This is a genomic window from Kitasatospora sp. NPDC098663 (genome assembly GCF_044760075.1).
GTDB lineage: Bacteria > Actinomycetota > Actinomycetes > Streptomycetales > Streptomycetaceae > Kitasatospora.
Genome location: NZ_JBIWAP010000022.1, coordinates 136,426 through 157,342, shown reverse-complemented (window position 1 = coordinate 157,342; position 20,917 = coordinate 136,426). Strand labels below are relative to the sequence as shown.

18 protein-coding genes and 1 tRNA gene are annotated in these 20,917 nt (G+C 71.7%); 11 read left to right on the top strand and 8 right to left on the bottom strand.

The window, feature by feature from the left end; all coding sequences use genetic code 11:
- The first annotated feature begins 167 nt into the window (after positions 1–167).
- On the top strand, positions 168–914 hold the full coding sequence (locus ACIQVZ_RS24005) for an MBL fold metallo-hydrolase (RefSeq protein ID WP_350881195.1): 747 nt from the start codon (positions 168–170) through the stop codon (positions 912–914).
- Positions 915–947: 33 nt separating this feature from the next.
- Here ACIQVZ_RS24005 and ACIQVZ_RS24000 read toward each other — a convergent pair whose 3' ends face one another.
- From ACIQVZ_RS24000 to ACIQVZ_RS23985, 4 genes are all read right to left on the bottom strand, one after another.
- Positions 948–2,234 carry an LLM class flavin-dependent oxidoreductase gene (locus tag ACIQVZ_RS24000; protein ID WP_402452688.1) on the bottom strand — a complete coding sequence of 429 codons (1,287 nt, stop codon included), beginning with the start codon at positions 2,232–2,234 and terminating at the stop codon, positions 948–950.
- Entirely contained in the window at positions 2,231–3,301 is a 1,071-nt protein-coding gene (locus tag ACIQVZ_RS23995) for an LLM class flavin-dependent oxidoreductase (protein WP_402452687.1), read from the bottom strand. The genes ACIQVZ_RS24000 and ACIQVZ_RS23995 overlap by 4 nt, the downstream gene beginning before the upstream one ends.
- Before the next feature lie 406 nt (positions 3,302–3,707).
- Positions 3,708–4,979, bottom strand: coding sequence for a PTS transporter subunit EIIC (locus ACIQVZ_RS23990; RefSeq protein WP_402452685.1), 1,272 nt, complete (start codon positions 4,977–4,979; stop codon positions 3,708–3,710).
- Between the two features lie 817 nt (positions 4,980–5,796).
- Positions 5,797–7,098 (bottom strand): PTS transporter subunit EIIC, encoded by a 1,302-nt coding sequence (locus ACIQVZ_RS23985; RefSeq protein ID WP_402452684.1) that lies wholly within the window; start codon positions 7,096–7,098, stop codon positions 5,797–5,799.
- Between the two features lie 399 nt (positions 7,099–7,497).
- Here ACIQVZ_RS23985 and ACIQVZ_RS23980 point away from each other — a divergent pair, with 399 nt between their 5' ends.
- The 4 genes from ACIQVZ_RS23980 (at position 7,498) to rdgB (ending at position 9,761) form a co-directional block, all read left to right on the top strand.
- On the top strand, positions 7,498–7,731 hold the full coding sequence (locus ACIQVZ_RS23980; RefSeq protein ID WP_063349220.1) for a glucose PTS transporter subunit EIIB: 234 nt from the start codon (positions 7,498–7,500) through the stop codon (positions 7,729–7,731).
- 105 nt (positions 7,732–7,836) lie between these two features.
- A complete protein-coding gene (rph, locus tag ACIQVZ_RS23975) occupies positions 7,837–8,562 on the top strand; it encodes a ribonuclease PH (RefSeq protein WP_350881205.1) in 726 nt (241 codons plus the stop codon).
- A 172-nt stretch (positions 8,563–8,734) separates the two neighbouring features.
- Positions 8,735–9,124 (top strand): hypothetical protein, encoded by a 390-nt coding sequence (locus tag ACIQVZ_RS23970; RefSeq protein ID WP_063349222.1) that lies wholly within the window; start codon positions 8,735–8,737, stop codon positions 9,122–9,124.
- A gap of 31 nt (positions 9,125–9,155) precedes the next feature.
- Positions 9,156–9,761 (top strand): RdgB/HAM1 family non-canonical purine NTP pyrophosphatase, encoded by a 606-nt coding sequence (rdgB, locus tag ACIQVZ_RS23965; RefSeq protein ID WP_350881208.1) that lies wholly within the window; start codon positions 9,156–9,158, stop codon positions 9,759–9,761.
- Positions 9,762–9,823: 62 nt separating this feature from the next.
- On the opposite strand, the gene ACIQVZ_RS23960 is transcribed toward rdgB, so the two are convergent.
- Positions 9,824–9,908: transfer RNA gene (locus ACIQVZ_RS23960), tRNA-Leu, on the bottom strand.
- Between the two features lie 65 nt (positions 9,909–9,973).
- The gene (locus ACIQVZ_RS23955; RefSeq protein ID WP_402452681.1) at positions 9,974–10,801 is read right to left on the bottom strand and encodes an HNH endonuclease; all 828 of its coding nucleotides are present in this window, start codon (positions 10,799–10,801) and stop codon (positions 9,974–9,976) included.
- A 169-nt stretch (positions 10,802–10,970) separates the two neighbouring features.
- Here ACIQVZ_RS23955 and ACIQVZ_RS23950 point away from each other — a divergent pair, with 169 nt between their 5' ends.
- Positions 10,971–13,550, top strand: a complete 2,580-nt coding sequence (locus tag ACIQVZ_RS23950) for a chitinase C-terminal domain-containing protein (RefSeq protein WP_402452679.1) — start codon at positions 10,971–10,973, stop codon at positions 13,548–13,550.
- A 133-nt stretch (positions 13,551–13,683) separates the two neighbouring features.
- Here ACIQVZ_RS23950 and bcp read toward each other — a convergent pair whose 3' ends face one another.
- Positions 13,684–14,160: a thioredoxin-dependent thiol peroxidase gene (gene bcp, locus ACIQVZ_RS23945; RefSeq protein WP_063349225.1), complete on the bottom strand. Its 477-nt coding sequence runs from the start codon at positions 14,158–14,160 to the stop codon at positions 13,684–13,686.
- A gap of 146 nt (positions 14,161–14,306) precedes the next feature.
- Between bcp and ACIQVZ_RS23940 the strand changes: the two genes are divergently transcribed.
- From ACIQVZ_RS23940 to ACIQVZ_RS23930, 3 genes are all read left to right on the top strand, one after another.
- Positions 14,307–14,648, top strand: a complete 342-nt coding sequence (locus ACIQVZ_RS23940) for a DUF3618 domain-containing protein (protein WP_350881213.1) — start codon at positions 14,307–14,309, stop codon at positions 14,646–14,648.
- A gap of 300 nt (positions 14,649–14,948) precedes the next feature.
- Complete coding sequence (locus ACIQVZ_RS23935; protein WP_079136310.1) at positions 14,949–15,251, top strand: co-chaperone GroES; 303 nt, start codon at positions 14,949–14,951, stop codon at positions 15,249–15,251.
- Positions 15,252–15,347: 96 nt separating this feature from the next.
- Positions 15,348–16,526, top strand: a complete 1,179-nt coding sequence (locus ACIQVZ_RS23930; protein ID WP_402452678.1) for a winged helix DNA-binding domain-containing protein — start codon at positions 15,348–15,350, stop codon at positions 16,524–16,526.
- A 60-nt stretch (positions 16,527–16,586) separates the two neighbouring features.
- Here the strand turns inward: ACIQVZ_RS23930 and ACIQVZ_RS23925 are convergent, their stop codons facing one another.
- Entirely contained in the window at positions 16,587–18,953 is a 2,367-nt protein-coding gene (locus ACIQVZ_RS23925) for a transglycosylase domain-containing protein (RefSeq protein ID WP_350881217.1), read from the bottom strand.
- Positions 18,954–19,224: 271 nt separating this feature from the next.
- Between ACIQVZ_RS23925 and ACIQVZ_RS23920 the strand changes: the two genes are divergently transcribed.
- Both ACIQVZ_RS23920 and ACIQVZ_RS23915 read left to right on the top strand, forming a co-directional pair.
- Positions 19,225–20,094 carry an ABC-2 family transporter protein gene (locus ACIQVZ_RS23920; protein WP_350881219.1) on the top strand — a complete coding sequence of 290 codons (870 nt, stop codon included), beginning with the start codon at positions 19,225–19,227 and terminating at the stop codon, positions 20,092–20,094.
- Complete coding sequence (locus tag ACIQVZ_RS23915; protein ID WP_402452677.1) at positions 20,087–20,914, top strand: ABC transporter permease; 828 nt, start codon at positions 20,087–20,089, stop codon at positions 20,912–20,914. The genes ACIQVZ_RS23920 and ACIQVZ_RS23915 overlap by 8 nt, the downstream gene beginning before the upstream one ends.
- Positions 20,915–20,917: the final 3 nt, after the last annotated feature.

Below are 20,917 nucleotides of genomic sequence, written 5' to 3'. Positions count from 1 at the left end.
CGCCCCGGCGTTCTGGTGATTCCAGCCACAGCCCGGCACGGGGACGGGGGCAAAGTGCCGCTCCGCCCTTACTCTCGACACGCGAAGCAGTGCTACCGGCCGGTTCCACCGGCCCGGCCTGCCGTTTTCCAGCAGCAGCCAGGACGTGTCGGGGCGGAGGGGCTCGGATGAAACTGACCGTGGTGGGGTGCTCGGGGAGCTTCCCGTCCGCCGAATCGCCCTGCTCCAGCTACCTCGTCGAGGCCGACGGCTACCGCGTCGTGCTCGACCTCGGCAACGGCGCCCTCGGTGCCCTGCAGAAGTACGTGGACATCTACGAGGTCGACGCCGTCCTGCTCAGCCACCTGCACGCCGACCACTGCGTCGACCTGTGCGCCTACTGGGTCGCCCGCAACTACCGTGCCGAGGGCTGCCCCGACCCGATGCCCGTCTACGGCCCGGCCGGCACCGCCGAACGGCTCGCCCGCGCCTACGACATGCCGGAGAACCCGGGGATGAAGGAGGTCTTCGACTTCCACACCCTCACCCCCGGGGCCTTCGACCTCGGCCCGTTCCGGATCGAGGTCGCCCAGGTCAACCACCCCGTCGACGCCTTCGCCTTCCGCCTCGAACACGACGGCCGCGCGCTCGTCTACTCCGGCGACACCGGCGAGAGCGCCGAACTCGTCGAACTCGCCCGGGACGCCGACCTCTTCCTCTGCGAGGCCGCCTACATCGACGGCCGGGACACCTACCAGGCCGTCCACCTCAACGGCCGGGAGGCCGGCGAGCACGCCGCCGCCGCCCACGTCCGGCGGCTCGTCCTCACCCACATCCCCCCGTGGACCGACGCCGAGCACAACCGCCGCGACGCCGCCGCCGCGTACCCGGGCCCCGTCGAGGTCGCCCGGGCGGGTGCGGTGTACCGGATCTGAACGGGCGGGCCGGTCGGCTCGGCGTCGGCCGTCTCAGCGCCGGCCGGGGAGCGGCAGGCCGAGGTGGTCGCGCAGGGTCGTCCCGCTGTAGTCGGTGCGGAACACCCCGCGCTCCTGGAGCAGCGGCACCACGCGGTCGACGAACGCGTCCAGGCCGCCCGGGGTCAGGTGGGGGACGAGGATGAAGCCGTCGGCCGCGTCGTTCTGCACGAAGAAGTCGATCCGCTCGGCGACCGTCGCGGGGGAGCCGATGAAGGACTGCCGGCCGGTCACCTCGATCACCAGCTCGCGGCTGGTGAGCTTCTTCTCGGCGGCCAGCTCCCGCCAGCGGGCGGCGACGGCGTGGGGGTCGCCGATCCGGACCCGGCCCTGGGCCAGGGCGCTGTCCGGGTCGGGGTCGACGGCGGGCAGCGGACCGTCCGGGTCGTGGTCGGACAGGTCGATGCCCCAGACCTGTTCCAGGAAGGCGATCGTGGTCTGCGGACCGACCTGGGCCCGGCGGATCTCGGCGGCGAGTTCGGCGGCCTCGGCGTCGGTGTCGCCGAGGGCGAAGGTGACGCCGGGCATGATCTTCAGCTCGTCCGGCTTGCGGCCGTACGCGGCGAGGCGGCGCTTGACGTCCGTGTGGAAGGCCTGGCCGTCGGCGAGGGTGGAGTGCCGGCTGAAGACGACGTCGGCGGTCGCGGCGGCGAACTCCCGGCCCTCGTCGGAGTCCCCGGCCTGGATGACCACCGGGTGGCCCTGCGGCGGGCGGGGCAGCGAGAGCCGGCCCTCGACCTCGAACTGCGGGCCGCGGTGCCGGACGGTCTCCGCGCCGCCGTCCCAGAACTCCCGGGCGAGCTGCACGAATTCGGCGGCCCGGGTGTAGCGGTCGGCGCGGTCGAGGTAGCCGCCGCGGCGGAAGTTCTCCCCGGTGAAGGCGTCCGAGGAGGTGACCACGTTCCAGGCCGCGCGCCCGCCGGAGAGGTGGTCCAACGAGGCGAAGCGGCGGGCCAGTTCGTACGGTTCGTTGAAAGTGGCGTTGACGGTGCCGGCCAGCCCGAGGCGGGTGGTGACGGCGGCCAGCGCGTTCAGCACGGTGATCGACTCGGGGCGGCCGACCACGTCCAGGTCGTGGATGCGGCCCTTGTTCTCGCGCAGCCGCAGGCCCTCGGCGAGGAAGAAGAAGTCGAACTTCCCGCGTTCGGCGGTCTCGGCGAGGTGGCGGAAGGAGTCGAACTCGATGTGGCTGCCGGAGTCCGGGTCGCTCCACACCGTGGTGTTGTTGACGCCGGGGAAGTGCGCGGCGAGGTGGATCTGCTTGAGCGGGCGGTCCGTCATCGGGTCACCTCGGCGAGAGCGGCAGCGGACGGGGTGGCGGTGGCGGTGGCGTCGGTGTTGGTGGCGGCGCTGGTGGCGTAGCGGCTGGCCGGGCGGGCCAGGCCGAGGTGGTCGCGCAGGGTGTGGCCGGCGGCGTACCCGGCGCGGAACAGCCCCTGGGCGCGCAGGACCGGGACGACCCGTTCGGCGAGGGCGGCCAGGTCCCGTTCGGGTTCGGCGGGGACGAGGTGGAAGCCGTCGACGCCGGTGCCGATCGCGGCGAGGTCGGCGAGCAGGCGGTCGGCCGCGGCGTCGTCGGGCAGGGCGGCGTCGGTGCGGGCGAGGATGCGCAGGTGCTCGCCGGCACGCAGCCGCAGTTCGGTTGCGGCGGCCAGCCGGGCGGCGTGGTCGGGGGCGTCCAGCAGCACGACGTCGGCGTACCGGATCGCCGTCGCGACCCGGGCGCGCCCGCCGGGGGAGGCGTACGGGGCGAGGTCGACGGCGGCCACCGGGACGGCGACGACCGGGCGGCCCTGCGGTGGGCGCGGGGTGATCGACGGTCCGCGGACGGAGAAGTGCGGGCCCTCGAAGTCGACGTAGTGCAGCTTGTCGCGGTCGATGAACCGCCCGGTGGCGGTGTCGCGGATCTCCGCGTCGTCCTCCCAGCTGTCCCAGAGCCGGGCGGCGACCTCGACGGCGTCGGCGGCCTCGGTCCAGAGCGCGTCCGCGGGGGCGGTCGGGCGGCGGCCGAAGGCCCTGGCCTCGGCCTCGGTGGCGGAGACGCCGACCAGCCAGCCGGCCCGGCCCCGGCTCACCCAGTCCAGGGTGTTGACCGCGATCGAGGTGTGGAACGGCTCGGTGTGGGTGGTGGTGACGGTGGGCACCAGCCCGACCCGCTCGGTCAGCGGGGCGATCCGGGCGAGGGTGGCGAGGGCGTCGGGGCGGCGCGGTTCGGGGGTGAAGGAGTCGTCGAGGGTGACGAAGTCGAGGGTGGCCCGCTCGGCGAGGCGGGCGAGGGCGGCGTAGTGCCCGGCGTCGACGTGGCCGGGGCTGTCCAGGGCGGCGGAGAGGTGCAGTTGGCGGGGCATGCTGAGGCCTGACTTTCCTCGTGCGGACGCGTGCGGGCGACGCCGGCGAACGCGCACAGGGTGCGTGCGGGTGCGTACGGCCGCGCGCGGGTGCGCGGTGACGGCCCGGAGGCGGGCGGGGCCCGTGCGGGCGGGAGGGGAGGAACGGCGCCGGGCGGGAGGTCAGCCGGGCGGCGGGGGGAACGGTCGGCTCAGCCGCGACACGCCGCGGACCACACGCGACCGAAGTCGATGTGGCTGCGGGTCACCAGCGGGCAGGACGCGTTCACGGCTTCAGTTGACCAGTGCCTCCGCCGGTTCGTCAACCGCCGTTCCCGCTGAGCCGGGGCGGGACGCACGACGACCCCGCCCCGCCGCTGGGGGAGCAGCGGCGGGGCGGGGTCGTGGAGTGCGGACGGGCGGGGCCTCAGGCCTTGGTCACGTCCTCGATCTCGTCGTCGTCCTCGCGACCGGGGGTCTTGAGGTTGAACTTGGTGATCGCGAAGCGGAAGAGGAAGTAGTACAGCGCACCGAAGACCAGGCCGATCGGGATGATCATCCACGGCTTGGTGGCCAGGTTCCAGTTGAGCCCGTAGTCGATCAGGCCGGCCGAGAAGCCGAAGCCGTCGTGCACGCCCAGGCCCCAGGTGACGGCCATCGAGAGGCCGGTGAGCACCGCGTGGATCAGGTAGAGCACCGGGGCGATGAACATGAAGGAGAACTCGATCGGCTCGGTGACACCGGTCACGAAGCTGGTCAGTGCGACGGAGATCATCATGCCGAGCACGGCCTTGCGGCGCTCGGGGCGCGCGGCGTGGGCGATCGCGATGGCGGCGGCGGGGAGGCCGAACATCATGATCGGGAAGAAGCCGGACATGAACTGGCCGGCGGTCGGGTCACCGTGGAAGAAGCGCGGGATGTCGCCGGTCCAGGTGTGGCCGGTGGGGTCGGTGAAGCTGCCGACCTGCTGCTGGAAGAAGGTGTTCAGGAACTGGTGCATGCCGACCGGGATCAGCGCGCGGTTGGCGACACCGTAGACGCCGGCGCCGACGCTGCCGAGGCCGGTCAGCCAGTCGCTGGCGTGGGTCAGGCCGGTGCCGATCGGGCCCCAGATGAGGCCCATGACGACGCCGAGCAGGGTGCCGAGGAAGGCCATGATGATCGGGACGAGGCGGCGGCCGTTGAAGAAGCCGAGCCAGTCGACGAGCTTCTTGCGGTGGTACTTCTGCCAGATCACGGCGCTGAGCAGGCCGACCACGATGCCGCCGAAGACCCCGGGGTTCTGGGGCTTTCCTTCCGGCAGCGCCGCGGTGATGCTCCCGTCCACCGGGAAGACGGTCAGCACGTTGTGGAAGACCAGGTAGCCGACCAGGGCGGCCAGCGCGGTCGAGCCGTCGGCCTTCTTGGCGAAGCCGATGGCGACACCGACGCAGAACAGCAGCGGCAGGTTGCTGAACACGGCGTCACCGGCGGTGGCGAAGACCTGGGCGACCTTTCCCCAGCCGAGCCCGTCCTTGCCGAAGACGTCGTCCTGGCCGAGGCGGAGCAGGATGCCTGCGGCCGGGAGGACGGCGACCGGCAGCTGGAGGCTGCGGCCGATCTTCTGCAGGCCCTGGAGGAGGTTCTGGCCGAACTTCTTGACGGGGCTTGGCGTGGCCGGAGCCGTGGCGGGCGTCGGTGCCTGCGCTGACTGACTCATTGGGGTGGGTTCCTAACGGCATGGCGGTCGGGGGAGGGGCACAGGGGGCCGAACCGCGAACTGGTCTACACCACGTGTGGTGTAGACCAGTTTTGTAGCACGGGTGGAGAAGGGGGGGAACCCCGGAAAGCGCCCCTGCCGGGAAGCGCTATGAAATCGAAACCTAGTTGCGGAACGACGATCATGATTACCGGCCGCGATTGGGATTTTGGCTATTTGCGCAACAAAAAGACCCGGCCCCGCCCGGAGGCCCCGCCGAGGCCTCGTCAGGGGTCCGCCGCGGGCCCGGCGGTGCACGGACGGGGGCCGGGTCGGCGGGGTTCGCGGGCGGACGCGGCGGTGTCCGGGCGGAGGCGGCCTCCGAGGTTCGGGTGTCCGCCGCCGGGGTCCGGGCCGGGTGCGGCGGGCGGCGGGGAAGGGGCCCGCCGGGGTGTCGGACATCACGAACGGCCGGCGGTCGGGACGAGTCCGGGCCCCACCCCGTCCGGCTTCGGCCAATCCGCGGCTTTCCGACCCCCCGCGGCGCACGGTCGGGGCCGACGGGGAAACGGCGTCGGCCCATTGCCGGCCACCGCCCGCGCCGGGCGGCGGCGGCCTTTCCCCACCCCCGCGGCGCCCCCGGCCGGCGGCCCGGCGACCGGGCGGTGCGGGCCGCCCCGGCCCCGCCTGGCACGGCGGACGGCCCGCCGGGGAATCCCCGGGGCGTATATCGGAATTGTTTTACCGCCCGGGTATCCGGTCCTTTCCGGAAATGCCGATGGCCTCCGGACCGTCGGGTCCGGAGGCCATTGCGGGTGCTGCCCGGTGACGCTCGGTTTCAGAGCTTGGTGACGTCCTCGACCTCGCTCTCGTCCTCCCGCCCGGGTGTTTTCAGATTGAATTTGACGATGATGAACCGGAAGAGCGCGTAGTACACGGCGGCGAAGCAGAGCCCGATCGGGATGATCAGCCACGGCTTGGTGGCCAGCCCCCAGTTGATGACGTAGTCGATCAGGCCGGCCGAGAAGCTGAAGCCGTCGTGCACCCCGAGCCCCCAGGTGACGGCCATCGAGGCGCCGGTCAGCAGCGCGTGCACGCCGTACAGGGCCGGGGCGACGTAGGCGAAGGAGTACTCGAGCGGTTCGGTGACACCCGTCACGAAGGAGGTCAGGCCGACCGAGAGCATCAGGCCGTAGATCTCCTTGCGGCGGTGCGGTTTCGCCGCGTGCGCGATCGCCAGTGCGGCGGCGGGCAGCGCGAACATCATGATCGGGAAGAATCCGGACTGGAACTGGCCGGCCGTCGGGTCGCCCGCCAGGAAGCGCGGGATGTCGCCGTGCGCGATGGTGCCGTCCGGCTTGACGAACTCGCCGAACTGGAACCAGACGAATGTGTTCAGCAGCTGGTGCATGCCGATCAGCAGCAGCGCGCGGTTGAACAGGCCGAAGATGCCGGCGCCGCCCGCGCCCAGGTCGGCCAGGGTCTGGCTGAAGTCGTTGAGCCCGCGGCCGATCGGCGGCCAGACCCAGAGCGCGACGCAGGCGGTGGCCAGGCCCACCACCGCGGTGATCATCGGCACCAGGCGGCGGCCGTTGAAGAAGCCCAGCCAGTCGACCAGCTTGGTGCGGTGGAAGCGGACCCAGAGCCAGGCCGACATCAGGCCGATCAGGATGCCGCCCAGGACGCCCGGGTTCTGGTACGTCGCGGCCGCCGCCTTGGCCGAGCTGTAGTCCACGCACTGGCCGGTCCAGGCGTCGGTGACCAGGACCGTCCCGTTCTCGCAGTTCTCCGGGAACGCGTGCAGGACCTTGTAGTAGACGAGGAAGCCCACCACGGCGGCCAGCGCGGTGGAACCGTCCGCCTTCTTTGCCATGCCGATCGCCACACCGACGCAGAACAGCATCGGCAGGCCGAACGAGGAGTCCAGCAGGGCGCCGCCGGCCGCGGCGAAGACCTTGGCGACGTCGGTCCAGCCGAGGCCGTCCTTGCCGAAGACGTCGGGCTGGCCGAGCCGGTTGAGGATGCCGGCCGCGGGGAGCACCGCCACCGGGAGCTGCAGGGAGCGGCCCATCTTCTGGAGGCCGCCGTAGAAGGTGTGCCACCACACGCGCTGCGGGGCCGTGGCGCCTGCCGAACTCATCCTTCGCCCTCCGAGAGCAGTTGCCGGCCGGTGGCCCCCGGCGGGACCCCCGGGCGGGGATCCGGAACACCCGGGGTCCTTTCTGCGTTCATCGGAGTACACATATATTGGTGTAGACCACTTTGGGACGCAGGCCGCACTCCGGGCACGAGCCCGCTGCTCGTCATCCTGTGGTGACGGTCGGGACCGTGCGCGCCGGAATGGGCCAAAAGTGGACTAACGTGGCAGATCGGACCGGAGCAGGTGATGCTGGTCGCGCTGCCCGGCGGCGCGACCGAGGCTGAACCCGCGTCAGCACCGGTACCGACCACGCCGGCCACCGGTCGGCGGACACCCCAGCACAGCGCAGGACGGCACCCGGCAGAGCGGCCGGCGGGCCGAGACAGAGGGAGAAATCAGATGGCCAGCAAGGCTGAGAAGATCGTCGCCGGTCTGGGCGGCATCGACAACATCGAAGAGGTCGAGGGCTGCATCACCCGCCTTCGCACCGAGGTCAAGGACGCCTCCCTGGTCAACGAGGCCGCCCTCAAGGCCGCCGGCGCCCACGGCGTCGTCAAGATGGGCACCGCCATCCAGGTCGTCATCGGCACCGACGCCGACCCGATCGCCGCTGACATCGAGGACATGATGTGAGCTGAGCCACCCGGCTCACCCCACCCCCGGCCCGCCGCCCCACCCGGGAACGGCGGGCCGAGGCGCACCCGGAACACCCACTCCGAGCGACTACGCTCAGTGCCTATGTCACGCATCGACGGCCGCACCCCCGACCAGCTCCGCCCCATCACCATCGAACGGGGCTGGAGCAAGCACGCCGAAGGATCCGTCCTCATCTCCTACGGCGACACCAAGGTGCTGTGCACCGCCAGCGTCACCGAGGGCGTCCCCCGCTGGCGCAAGGGCAGCGGCGAAGGCTGGGTCACCGCCGAGTACTCCATGCTCCCGCGCGCCACCAACACCCGCGGCGACCGCGAGGCCGTCAAGGGCCGCATCGGCGGCCGCACCCACGAGATCAGCCGACTCATCGGCCGCTCGCTGCGCGCCGTCGTCGACCACCGCGCCCTCGCCGAGAACACCATCGTGCTCGACTGCGACGTCCTCCAGGCCGACGGCGGCACCCGCACCGCCGCCATCACCGGCGCCTACGTCGCCCTCGCCGACGCCGTCGCCTGGGCCCGCGACCGCAAGCTCCTGCGCGCCAAGGGCCAGCCCATCACCGGCGGCGTCAGTGCCGTCAGCGTCGGCATCATCGACGGCGTCCCGATGCTCGACCTCCAGTACGAGGAGGACGTCCGCGCCGAGACCGACATGAACATCGTCTGCACCTCCGACGGCCGCTTCGTCGAGGTCCAGGGCACCGCCGAGGGAGCCCCCTTCGACCGCGCCCTGCTCGACCGCCTGCTCGACCTCGGCACCCTGGGCTGCGCCGAGCTCGACGAGATCCAGCGCAAGGCCCTGGAGGCCTGAACCGGTTCGGCCCGCGGCGCCGTGGACCCGGATGTACCCGCAGCCGTACGGGCCGCTGTACACGCCGGGCCCGAAGCCCGTACGGTTCCCGCAGCACCCCTGCTGCGGGAACCGCGCACCCCCCGGCGCGCGTCCCGTCCCACGGAACCCGCGCGCCCCACAGGAGGACCGGATGCCGTCCAGCATCGCCCGCCCCGCCGCCCTCGCCGTGGCCGGCCTGATCGCCATCCTCCCGCTCAGCATGGTCAGTTGCTCCGCAGCCCAGAAGGCGATCGACTGCGGCAACACGGCGGTCAGGATCACCGGCGACCTCGCCGACGTCACCAGCGCCTACGGCAACGCGAGCAACGACTCGGCGGCCGCCGCGAAGGCGCTGGAGAAGCTCAGGACCGACCTCAACCAGGTCGGCAGGAACTCCAAGAACACCGACGTCGCCAAGGCCGTCGCCGACCTGCAGAAGCAGGCCGACAAGGTCCAGCAGGCCGTCGACAAGAAGGAGGTCCCCGACCTCAAGCCGCTCGGCGACGCGGCCGGCAACCTCACCTCGGTCTGCACCGGCTGACGTCGGGACGGCTGCCGATAGGGTGGGCGATATGTCCACCCGATTGATCCTCGCCACCCGTAACCAGCACAAGGTCGCCGAACTCCGCGCCATCCTCGGCGAGGCCGGCCTGGACGTCGAACTCGTCGGTGCCGACGCCTACCCCGAGATCCCGGACGTCCCGGAGACCGGCGTCACCTTCGCCGAGAACGCGCTCCTCAAGGCCCACGCCCTCGCCCGCGCCACCGGCCTGCCCGCCGTCGCGGACGACTCCGGCCTCTGCGTCGACGTCCTGAACGGCGCCCCCGGCATCTTCTCCGCCCGCTGGGCCGGCAAGCACGGCGACGACCGCGCCAACCTCGACCTGCTGCTCGCCCAGCTCTCCGACATCTCCGACCCGCACCGCGGCGCCCACTTCTTCTGCGCCGCCGCCCTCGCCCTCCCCGACGGCACCGAGCGCGTCGTCGAGGGCCGCCTCCTCGGCACCCTGCGCACCGCCCCCTCCGGCGACGGCGGCTTCGGCTACGACCCGATCCTCCAGCCCCTCGGCGAGACCCGCACCTGCGCCGAACTCACCCCCGCCGAGAAGAACGCCATCAGCCACCGCGGCCTGGCCTTCCGCGGCCTCGCCCCGGTCGTCAAGGACCTCCTGGGCTGAGAAAACCGAAGGGGCCCGATCGGAATCATTCCGGTCGGGCCCCTTCGATTTGAAGGTCATCCTGGTGCGGCCGAAGGGATTCGAACCCTCAAGCCCTCACGGGCCAACGGACCTAAACCGTCTGCGTCGCCTCTGCGCCACGGCCGCCTGTCCTGCTGACCATCATGCTACTGGGCCCGCGAATTGGCCGACACCTTCCTCCGGCCAAGCCGCTAGGCAGTGCGCTTCCTCGACTTCCGTTTGCAGTAGGTCGGAGTGATGGCGTGGCAGTTGGGACAGAGCAGCCGCAGGTTGTCCGGCCGGTTGTCCGACCAGTCGCCGTTGACGTGATCGACCTCCAGCGTCATCGGGTGCCCGCGCCACTCGGGGCCGGTGCTGCAGCCCTCGCACTCTTGCGGCCTGCCGAGTTCGTTCAGCGCGCTACGGATCCGCGAGCCCGGGAGTCGCTTGGCCCCCCAGGGGTGCTGAACGAGGAGTTGTTCGGCGGGGATTCTGGTGGGTGCATGCTTACCGCGGCCGTGGGCCTGCCCGGTGAAGTGCGAGGTGTCGATGCCGAGTGCCTTGATGCGGCGCCCGATGTGGGCCTGGGTGCCACCCGCCTGACGCTGGTCGAGGTAGCGCACGACCCCGGCCACGCTGTGCGAGGCCACGACGGCCTCCTGGAGGAGTTCCCGGGTGTAGACGGTTCCAGGAGACGGGAAGTGCGACGTGTCGATGCCGTACGCCTTGGCCCTCCGTCGCAGGTAGGAGCGGTTGTACCGGTTGGGTTCGCGGTCGAGTGTGATCAGCATCTCGTCGAGCGTGGTTGCGGCAGCGGCGACCTCGGCCAGCACCTCCTTTGAGTACTGGCGCCGCCTGTAGGCGCGGCAACCCTCCTGGGTGAAGTGCGAGGTGTCGATGCCGTAGTGCCGGAGCCGCCTGCTCAGGTAGCTGTGCTTGCCGCCCGCCGTCGGCACGCCGAGCTTTCGCATCATGTCGTTGACGCTGCTGGACTCGGCCGCGAGCGACGCGAGCAGTTCGCGGGTGTACTTGACCGGCATGGTTGTTCCCCTTCGGGCAGTGGTTCGCCCGTCCCCCGGTGTGCGAACGATCGATGGGGGATTTGGTGACGGGTGACGGGGTTTCGGCCAGGGGGTGACTTGTTGTCGTCGGTGGGGTGACCGGCGGGGTTGGGGGTTTGATTACCAATTGGTACAGACCTATTGACCTATGTGGTTCAGACCACATAGCTTCGGCGCCAATTGCAATCCCCCACGTGCGTGCTCCCCCACAGGCACGCGCCGACACTCTCTCCCGGAGGACCGAGTGTTGATCCGAAACACGGCGGAGCGGCGTCCCACCGCCGCACTCCGTCGCAAGAGCCCGGCTGCCCGGGCGGGTGCGGTCTCGCTGGCCGCGGCCGGTCTGGCCGGTCTGCTGCTGTCGACGCTGGGCGCGGTGCCCTCGCAGGCGTCCGCGACCGTCGACAACGGGGCCTGTCGCCCCGACGGCCTGTACCAGACGGCCGGGGTGGACGTCCCGTACTGCTCGGTCTACGACACCGGCGGCCGCGAGAAGATGGGCGCGGACCACCAGCGCCGCATCATCGGCTACTTCACCGGCTGGCGCACCGGCAAGAACGGCGACCAGCCCTACCTGGTGAACGACATCCCCTGGGACAAGGTCACCCACCTCAACTACGCGTTCGGCCACGTCGGCGGTGACAACAAGCTCTCCGTCGGCACCGACGGCCCGACCAACGAGGCCACCGGGATCTCCTTCCCGGGCGTGCCCGGGGCCGAGTTGGACCCGACGCTGCCCTACAAGGGCCACTTCAATCTGCTGACGAAGTTCAAGAAGCAGTACCCGAACGTCAAGACCCTGATCTCGGTGGGCGGTTGGACCGAGACCGGCGGCTACTTCGGGGACGACGGCAAGCGCGTCAACTCCGGCGGCTTCTACTCGATGACCGTCAACCCGGACGGCAGCGTCAACCAGGCCGGCATCGACACCTTCGCCGCCTCGTCCGTCGACTTCATCCGCAAGTACGGTTTCAACGGCGTCGACGTCGACTACGAGTACCCGACCTCGATGAAGGACGCCGGCAACCCGCTGGACTGGCAGCTCGCCAACTCCAAGCGCGGCTCGCTGGCGAAGGGCTACGCGGCGCTGATGAAGACGCTGCGGGAGAACCTGGACCGGGCCGGCGCCGCCGACGGCAGGCACTACCTGCTGTCGGTCGCGGCCCCGTCGTCCGGCTACCTGCTGCGCGGCATGGAGACCTTCCAGGTGGCGCAGTACCTGGACTACGTCAACATCATGTCGTACGACCTGCACGGCGCCTGGAACAAGTACGTCGGTCCGAACGCCTCGCTGTTCGACGACGGCAAGGACGGCGAGCTGGCGGCGGCCAACGTGTACGGCACCGGCCAGTACGGGGGCATCGGCTACCTGAACACGGACTGGTCGTACCACTACTTCCGCGGTGCGATGCCGGGCGGCCGGATCAACGTCGGCCTGCCGTACTACACCCGGGGGTTCAAGAACGTCACGGGCGGCACCAACGGCCTGTGGGGCACCGCGGCGGCGACCACCTGCCCGGTCGGTTCCGGCCTGACCTCCTGCGGTGACGGCGCGGTCGGCATCGACAACATCTGGAACGACAAGGACGACGCGGGCAAGGAGTCCCCGGCCGGGTCGAACCCGATGTGGCACGCGAAGAACCTGGAGAAGGGCATCCTGCCCGACTACCTGGCCAAGTACGGCGTGAAGGACACCGCGCTGCAGGGCACCTACGCCCGCAACTACAGCAGCAGCCTGGTGGCGCCGTGGCTGTGGAACGACACCAAGAAGGTGTTCCTCTCCACCGAGGACGAGCAGTCGGTGGGTGCCAAGGCGGACTACATCGTCAACCAGGGCGCCGGCGGCGCGATGATCTGGGAGCTCGCGGGCGACTACAAGTGGGACGCGAGCGCCAACGGCGGCAAGGGCGAGTACGTGCCGGGTTCGACGCTGACCTCGCTGATGTACGACAAGTTCAAGGCGGCCACGCCGTACGGCGCGACCCGCTCGACGGTCCCGCTGCCGCAGCAGACCCTGCCGATCGACGTGTCGTTCACCAACTTCGCGCTGGGTGACTCGAACTACCCGATCAACCCGAAGATCCACATCGTCAACAACTCGACGACGACCCTGCCGGGCGGCACCGAGTTCCAGTTCGACTACAGCAACTCGGCTCCGGGCAACGCCAAGGACCAGTCCGGCTTCGGCCTCCAGGTCATCCGGCAGGACAACCCCGGTCCGGGCAACGTGGGCGGCCTGAAGGGCACCTACAACCGGGTGTCGGTCAAGCTGCCGGGCTGGCAGTCGCTGGCGCCGGGCGCCTCGGTGGACCTGGACTTCGTCTACTACCTGCCGGTCTCGACCCCGTCGAACTGGACGGTCAACGTGAACGGCACGCTGTACGGGCTCAAGGGCGACCTGACCCGGGGCACAGTGGACGGCGGCACGCCGACCCCGACCCCGACGCCTACCGCGACCGCCACCGCTTCGCCGACCGCGACCGCCTCCCCGACGGCGACGGCCTCGCCGACCGCCACGGCCTCGCCGACCGCCACGGCCACCGCGACCGCCACCCCGACGACGGGGGCCTGCACGGCCGCCCCGAGCTGGGACGCGGGCACCACCTACGCGGCCACCACCAAGGTGTCGTGGAAGGGCCACTACTACCAGAACAAGTGGTGGACCAAGGGCGACGACCCCGCGGCCAGCGGCTCGTGGGGCGTCTGGAGCGACCTCGGGGCCTGCTGACGGCGCCCTGAGGTGAGAGACGCGGTGGCGGTGCACCCGGTCGGGGGGTGTGCCGCCACCGCTTCGTTCAGCGAGGCGCCGGGCGAGCGAGGCGCCGGGCGAGCTGGATGCCCAGATGCCAGGCCGTCGAGCGTCAGGCCGTCTCGACCTTGAGGTCGCGCAGCAGCTTGGCGACGTGCCCGGTGGCCTTCACGTTGTACAGCGCGCGCTCGACCTTGCCCTGCTCGTCCACGATCACGGTGGAGCGGATCACGCCGACGTAGGTGCGGCCGTAGTTCTGCTTCTCGCCGTAGGCGCCGTAGGCCTCCAGCACCTGGTGGTCCGGGTCGGACACCAGGGTGACCTTGAGGTTCTCGGCCTCGCGGAACTTGCCGAGCTTCTCCGGCTTGTCCGGGGAGACGCCGATGACGTCGTAGCCGGCACCGGCGAGGACCTCCAGGTTGTCGGTGAAGTCGCAGGCCTGCTTGGTGCAGCCGGGGGTGAGCGCGGCCGGGTAGAAGTAGACGATGACCTTGCGGCCCAGGTGGTCGGCGAGGGACACCTGGTTGCCGTCGGCGTCGGACAGGCTGAAGGCGGGCGCGGTGTCGCCGGGCTGGAGACGCTCACTCACGGGTAAATCTCCTGTTGCTGGGGCGGGCGGTCATAGCACGGCAAACTTACCTCCGATGGTGGGTGGGGTCGCGCGGCCCTGCTCGGCAACTGACAGACTGGGTCAGTCGCACAGGACAACATCAGCAAGTGAATGGGGTGGCCCGAGTGGGCGAGGCGAGCACGAAGGACAAGTCGGCGCGGACGACCGCCCAGATCGAGGCGGACATCTCCCGGACCCGCACCCAGCTGGCGGCCACCCTGGACGAGCTGGCCGTGCGCGTCCACCCGAGCACGATCGGCGCCCAGGTGAAGGCGAAGGCCGTGGCCGCCGTCGAGGAGCAGGCCGGCCGGGCGTACGTGGCCGCCAACGGCGTGGTGGAGAAGGTGCGGGCGCAGTTCGTGGACGAGAAGGGGCAGCCGCGCACGGAGCGGATCGTCCCGGCCGCGCTGGTCGGCGTGGGCGTGCTGCTGCTGGTGGCTTCCGCCCGGAAGCGCCGCAAGGGCTGATCGGGCACGGGGTGAGGGCCGGGCGCGGGAGGCGTCCGGCCTTCGGTGTGCCCGGGCCCGGGAGGTGTGCCCGGGCCTGGAGTGTGCCCTGACCTGGAGTGTGCCCTGGCCTGGGGGTGTGCCCGGCCCCGCGGGTGCCGCGGCTTCCCGCATGCCGGGCCAGCGTCACGCCGCGCGCCCGGGGGCGGTACCTTCGGGATCGTGAGTACGAACGACGAACCGACCCCGCAGGCCTCCTCCGCCGCACCCGAGTACGAGGCGGCGCGGCACGACCGGCTGGGCGAGAAGCTGCCGATCCGGATGCTGCACGACCGCGTGCTGGTGCGGATCGAGGGCAGCGAGGGCGAACGCCGCTCGACCGGCGGCATCCTGATCCCCGCGACCGCGGAGCTGTCCAAGCGCTGCACCTGGGCGGAGGCCGTCGCGGTGGGCCAGAGCGTCCGCTCGGTGGAGCCGGGTGACCGGGTGCTCTACGACCCGGAGGACAAGCTGGAGGTCGAGGTCCGCGGCGCCACCTACGTGCTGCTGCGCGAGCGCGACCTGCACGCGGTGGCGGCGACCCGCTTCGGCGACACGGAGGGCTCGACCGGGCTCTACCTCTGAACCTCCGAGCACGGACGTGGCGTGAGCCGGTCGGGGCGCTGCCCCGGCCGGCTCCTTGCGTCCGGGCCTGTCGGCGGCGGCCGCTAGGGTCCGGGCATGACGAGGCGTGTGCCGGTGATCGGCGAGGGTGAGCGGCGGGCCCGGGTGGGGCGGCGGCAGTTGCTGGCGCCGTCGGTGCGGGTGGCGCGGGTGGAGCAGGTGGCGGACGCGCTGGTGGGGCTGCACGCGTCGGATCCGGCGACGGTGTACCTGTCGGCGTGCGCGCGGCTGGTGGAGCCGTCGGCGGCGGAGGTGGACCGGGCGCTGTACGAGGACGTCACGCTGGTGAAGCTGCTGTCGATGCGGCGGACGCTGTTCGCGGTGACGGAGGGCTTCGCGCCGCACGTGAGTTCGTCGACGGCGCGGGCGATCGCGGCGAGGGAGCGGGCGACGCTGCTCAAGCACCTGCGGGACCACGCGGACGGCTGGGACGAGGCGCGGCTGGCCGGGGCGGAGCGCGCGGTGCTGGCCGCCGTGGCCCGGCGCGGCGAGGCGACGACGAAGGAACTCGGCGACGACGTGCCGGAGTTGCGCGAGACGATGCTGATGTCGGCGGGCAAGCCGTACGAGAGCCGGCAGAGCGTGGGAAGCCGGCTGCTGCGGGTGCTGGCCGCGGACGGGCACGTGCGGCGGGGCCGTCCGCGCGGGTCGTGGCTGAGCAACGTCTATCCGTGGGCGCCGGTGCCGCAGTGGCCGGAGGCGCCGGTGCGGGAGGCGAAGGCGGAGGTGGTGCGGCGCTGGCTGGCCGGGTACGGCCCGGCGACCGTCGAGGACGTGAAGTGGTGGACGGGCTGGACGCTGGGGGACACCCGCCGGGCGCTGGCGGACGTGGGCGCCGAGGACGTGCAGCTGGCGGGCGGGGCGGCGGCGCTGGTGCTGCCGGGGGACGCCGGGCCGGTGGCGGAGCCGGAGCCGTGGGCGGCGCTGCTGCCGGCGCTGGATCCGACGGTGATGGGCTGGCGGGGGCGGGACTGGTACCTGCGGCCGGAGGACGTTCCGGCGCTGTTCGACCGGGCGGGCAACGCCGGGCCGACGGTGTGGTGGTGCGGCCGGGTGGTGGGCGGCTGGGCGCAGCGGCCGGACGGCGAGGTGGTGTGGCGGCTGTTCGGTGATGTGGGGGCGGAGGCCGGGGCGGCGATCGCGGCGGAGGCGGCGCGCCTGGCTGGCTGGTTGGGGGAGGTGCGGGTGACGCCGCGGTTCCGGTCGCCGTTGGAGCGGGAGTTGGTGGCGGGGTAGTCCACCGGTCGGCGGGGTGGTTCACCGGCTGGTGGGGTGGTTCACCGCTCGGGGGGTTGCTCACTGGGCGGGCGGGGTGGCCCGCTGGGCCGGTGGTGTCGCGCTCGTCGCCGGGTTGGTGGCGGCGCCGGTGGTGCTGGATGGCGTGGTCGGGTGGGTGGGCCGGGTCTGGGTGGGTCGGGGGGTGGGGCTGGACTGCTCCTGGGTGGCGGTGGGCTGGGGTGCCTGCGGGCTGGGCTGTTCCTGGGTGGTGGTGGGCTGCGGGGCGGGCGCGCTGGGGGCGTGGGTGGGGGTGTCGGGCACGGGGGTGCTGCTGCTGGGGGGTTCTTCGCTGCTGCCGCCGCCGGTGGTGGGGGTGGTGGCGGTGGGGCTGGGGGTGGTGGTGGCGCTGCTGCTGGGGCTGAAGCCGGGGGCGGGGGTGTCGCGGCCGGTCTGGAGGTCGAACTGCTGGGTGGCGGTGCCGTCGAGGGCGGCGCTCATGTAGGCGGTCCAGATCCGGGTGGGGAAGGTGCCGCCGTTGATCCGGGCGAGTCCGGCGGTGCCGGCCAGTGGTTCCTTGGCGTGGGTCTTCGGGTTCTCGCGGAACAGGCCGACGGTGGTGGCGAGTTCGGGGGTGTAGCCGGCGAACCAGGCGGAGAGGTTGGAGTCGGTGGTGCCGGTCTTGCCGGCGGCGGGGCGGCCGAGGTCGAGGGCGGCGGCGCCGGTGCCGCGGGGGCCGATGACGTCGCGCAGGACGTCGGTGACGGTGTCGGCGTAGGGCCGGTCGATGGCGTCGACGGGGGTGTGGTCGGGCATCTTGGGGGCGTCGACGGCGCCGCCGGTGTGGACGCGTGCGAGTTTGAGGACGGACCACGGGGCGTTCGCCTGGCCGTGGTTGGCGAGGGTGGCGTAGGCGCCGGCCAGGTCGAGGGCGCTGGGGGTGGCGGTGCCGAGGGTCATCGAGGTGTTGGCCGGGTCCATGCCGCGGACGCTGTCGGGGATGCCGAGTTTGACGGCGGTGTCGCGGACGCGGGCGAGGCCGGCGTCGACGCCCTCCTGCGCGTACACGGAGTTGACGGACTTCACCATGGCGTAGCGCAGGGTGATGTTGCCGTAGTCGACGTCGTCCTCGTTGGGCGGCGCGTAGGGGGTGGGGCCGCCGGTGACGGGGCGTTCGCTGGTGCCGTCGTAGCGGGTGTCGGGGGTGATCGGCCGGCCGTCGAGGGTGTGCTGGGCGATGAGGCCGGCGGCGAGGTCGACGGGTTTGAAGGTGGAGCCGATCTGGTTGTCCTGGCGCAGGGCGTCGTTGTAGGGCTGTTTGGCGTAGTCGGGGCCGCCGTAGACGGCGACGACGCGGCCGGTGGCGGCCTCGACGGAGGCGCCGGCGACCCGGACGTCGGTGTCGGTGGCGGGGCGGTGCTGGGGGTCGAGTTCGTCGGTGAGTTCGTCCTGGACGGCCTTGTGGAAGGCGTCCTGCTTGGGTTTGTCGAAGGTGGTGGTGATGCGCCAGCCGCCGGCTTTGAGGGTGGCGGTGTCGATGATGCCGGCCGAGACGAGGTAGTCGTCGGCGACGCCGACGAGGTAGCCGGCCTGGCCGGAGAGGCCGGTGGCGGGCTGGGGGTCGATCGGTTCGGGGAAGGTGGTGGCGGTGCGTTCGGCGTCGGTGAGGAAGCCGAGTTGGACCATGCCGTCGAGGGTGTAGTGCCAGCGGGCGATGGCCTTCTCGCGGTTGGCGGGGGTGGCGGTCTTGACGTCGTAGCTGCTGGGGGCCTGGAGGAGGGAGGCGAGGTAGGCGCCCTGGGCGAGGGTGAGGGCGGAGACGTCGACGCCGTAGTAGGCGTGGGCGGCGCTCTGGATGCCGTAGGCGCCGCGGCCGAAGTAGCTGCTGTTGAGGTAGCCGGCGAGGATCTCGGGCTTGTCGCGCTGCTGGTCGACCTTGAGGGCGATGAAGAGTTCGCGGCCCTTGCGTTCGATGGTCTTGTCCTGCGTCAGGTAGTAGTTCTTGACGTACTGCTGGGTGATGGTGGAGCCGCCTTGGGTGCCCTTGCCGGTGAGGGTGTTCCAGCCGGCCCGGAGCATGCCTTTGAGGTCGATGCCGCGGTTGCGGTAGAAGGTGCGGTCCTCGGCGGAGACGACGGCGTGCTGGGTCTGCGGGGGGATCTGGTCGATGGTGACGTCGGTGCGGTTGACGGCGCCGGTGCGGGCGATCTCGGTGGTGTCGTCGGCGTAGAGGTAGATGTTGTTCTGGGCGACGGCGTGGGCGTTGGGGTCGGGCACCGGGACGATGACGTAGAGCACGGCGAAGGCGCCGACGGTGAGCAGGAGCGCGGTGGTGAGGGCGCCGAGCGTGATGCGCCAGGTGGGCAGGAGCCGGCGCCAGCGGGGGAGGGCTCGGCGGGCCGCGCGGCGGGCGGCTCGTTTGGCCTGGCGTCGGGTGCTCAAGGTCATGCCGCGATTATGTGCTATTTGATGGCCGATCAGGGGGTGGTCGGGGGGTTGGCGTGCTCGGGGAAATCGGGTGCGGCGGCTGGTCCCCGGCGCTACGGTGAAAGGTGCAGACCAGGTAGCGCCGCACGTGGCGCACTCGCATAGCGCACCCAGTTCCGTCAGCTCCGCGCGGTCGGCCCGGTACCCCCGGGTGCGGCCGGTCGGAGCCGCTGGGGTGTGCGCGGACGTCGGCGGGCATTCATCTGCCCGTATTTGTCGACAAGGAGACAATATGCTGAATCTCGCGCCCCCGGAGACGCGGACCGCACGCCCTCCTGATCCCACCGGACCGCTCCCCGCCCTCGGGCTCTACGCGGCCGTCGCCCGCGGCGCCTTCCGTCGCTACTCCACCTACCGGGCCGCCACCGTGGCCGGCACCTTCACCAACACCGTCTTCGGCATCATCCTGGCCTCCTCCTTCCTCGCCCTCTGGCAGGCCCGCCCCGGCCTCGGCGGCTACGACCAGAGCCAGGCCGTCACCTACATCTGGGTCAGCCAGTCCCTGCTGGTCACCGTCGCGGTGTGGGGCGGCGGCTTCCAGGACGACCTCCAGGACCGCTTCCGCAGCGGGGACATCGCCGTCGACCTCTACCGCCCGGTCGACTTCCAGGGCTGGTGGCTGGCCACCGACCTCGGCCGGGCCGCCTTCCAACTGCTGGTCCGCGGCACCGTGCCGCTGCTGGTCGGCGCCCTGGTGTTCCGCACCCGGATGCCCGAGCAGCCGCTGACCTGGGCGGTCTTCCTGCTCTCGGTGCTGCTCGCGCTGGTGGTCAGCTTCGGGCTGCGCTTCCTGGTCTCGATCACCGGCTTCTGGCTGCACGACTCGGACGGGGTGCGCTCGGTGATGCTGGTGGTCTCGATGTTCTTCTCCGGGATGCTGCTGCCGATCGCGCTCTTCCCCGGCCTGCTCGGCGACCTCGCCGCGGTGCTGCCCTGGGCGGCGCTGGTGAAGGTGCCGACCGACGTCTTCCTGGAGCGCTCCACCGGCGCCGGCCTGCTCGGCGCGCTCGGCTTCCAGCTCGCCTGGGCCGTCGCCCTGCTCGCCGCGGGCCGGGGCGCCCAGTGGCTGGCGACCCGCAGGGTGGTGGTGCAGGGTGGCTGAGCCGATCGTGCCCCGCACCGCCTGGGCGGTCCGCTCCTGGTGGCTGTGCGCCCGGATGTGGATGCGCTCGATGATGGCCTACCGGGCTTCCTTCGCCCTGAACCTGGTGGCCAGCCTGGCCACGCACTCGCTGGACTTCGTCGTCCTGGTGCTGATGTTCCGGCACACCGACCAGCTGGGCGGTTGGCGCCTGCCGGAGATCGCCTTCCTCTACGGCACCGCGACCTTCGCCCTCGGGGTGGCCAACCTGCTGGTCGGCTCGGTCGAGGGCCTCGGCGTGCGGATCGTCAACGGATCGCTGGACACCATGCTGATCCGGCCCGCGCCCGCGCTCGCCCAACTGTGCGCCGAACGCTTCTCGCTGCGCCGGCTCGGCCGCCCGATCCAGGGCTTGGCGGTGCTCGCCTGGTCACTGGCCGCCCTGGACGTCCACTGGACCTGGGACCGCGTGCTGCTGGTGCCCGCCCTGCTGGTCTGCGGCAGCGTCATCTTCGGCGCGATCTACGTCGGCGGCGCGACCGTGCAGTTCTGGTGGGGCGAGTCCAAGGAGATCCAGAACTCCTTCACCTACGGCGGCGCGACCCTGCTGCACTACCCGCCGACCATCTTCGCCAAGGAACTGGTGGCCGGCGTGGTCTTCGGCGTCCCGCTGGCCTTCGTCAACTGGCTGCCCGCCCTGCGCGTCCTCGGCCGGCCCGACCCGCTCGGCCTGCCCACCGCCTTCCAGTACGCCTCCCCGCTCGCCGCCGCGCTCTGCGTCGCCGCCGCCGGGCTCGCCTGGCGGGCCGGGCTGCGCGCCTACCGCGGCACCGGCAGCTGAACC

Excerpts from the sequence above, each read along its gene's own strand:
- ACIQVZ_RS23925 (WP_350881217.1), bottom strand. The coding sequence starts at position 18,953 with ATGACCTTGAGCACCCGACGCCAGGCCAAACGAGCCGCCCGCCGCGCG.
- ACIQVZ_RS23985 (WP_402452684.1), bottom strand. The coding sequence starts at position 7,098 with ATGAGTTCGGCAGGCGCCACGGCCCCGCAGCGCGTGTGGTGGCACACC.
- ACIQVZ_RS23920 (WP_350881219.1), top strand. The coding sequence starts at position 19,225 with ATGCTGAATCTCGCGCCCCCGGAGACGCGGACCGCACGCCCTCCTGAT.
- ACIQVZ_RS24005 (WP_350881195.1), top strand. The coding sequence starts at position 168 with ATGAAACTGACCGTGGTGGGGTGCTCGGGGAGCTTCCCGTCCGCCGAA.
- ACIQVZ_RS23980 (WP_063349220.1), top strand. The coding sequence starts at position 7,498 with ATGGCCAGCAAGGCTGAGAAGATCGTCGCCGGTCTGGGCGGCATCGAC.
- ACIQVZ_RS23935 (WP_079136310.1), top strand. The coding sequence starts at position 14,949 with ATGCTGCACGACCGCGTGCTGGTGCGGATCGAGGGCAGCGAGGGCGAA.
- ACIQVZ_RS23990 (WP_402452685.1), bottom strand. The coding sequence starts at position 4,979 with ATGAGTCAGTCAGCGCAGGCACCGACGCCCGCCACGGCTCCGGCCACG.
- ACIQVZ_RS23950 (WP_402452679.1), top strand. The coding sequence starts at position 10,971 with ATGTGGTTCAGACCACATAGCTTCGGCGCCAATTGCAATCCCCCACGT.
- ACIQVZ_RS23930 (WP_402452678.1), top strand. The coding sequence starts at position 15,348 with ATGACGAGGCGTGTGCCGGTGATCGGCGAGGGTGAGCGGCGGGCCCGG.
- ACIQVZ_RS23955 (WP_402452681.1), bottom strand. The coding sequence starts at position 10,801 with ATGCCGGTCAAGTACACCCGCGAACTGCTCGCGTCGCTCGCGGCCGAG.
- rph (WP_350881205.1), top strand. The coding sequence starts at position 7,837 with ATGTCACGCATCGACGGCCGCACCCCCGACCAGCTCCGCCCCATCACC.
- ACIQVZ_RS23995 (WP_402452687.1), bottom strand. The coding sequence starts at position 3,301 with ATGCCCCGCCAACTGCACCTCTCCGCCGCCCTGGACAGCCCCGGCCAC.
- rdgB (WP_350881208.1), top strand. The coding sequence starts at position 9,156 with ATGTCCACCCGATTGATCCTCGCCACCCGTAACCAGCACAAGGTCGCC.
- ACIQVZ_RS23970 (WP_063349222.1), top strand. The coding sequence starts at position 8,735 with ATGCCGTCCAGCATCGCCCGCCCCGCCGCCCTCGCCGTGGCCGGCCTG.
- ACIQVZ_RS24000 (WP_402452688.1), bottom strand. The coding sequence starts at position 2,234 with ATGACGGACCGCCCGCTCAAGCAGATCCACCTCGCCGCGCACTTCCCC.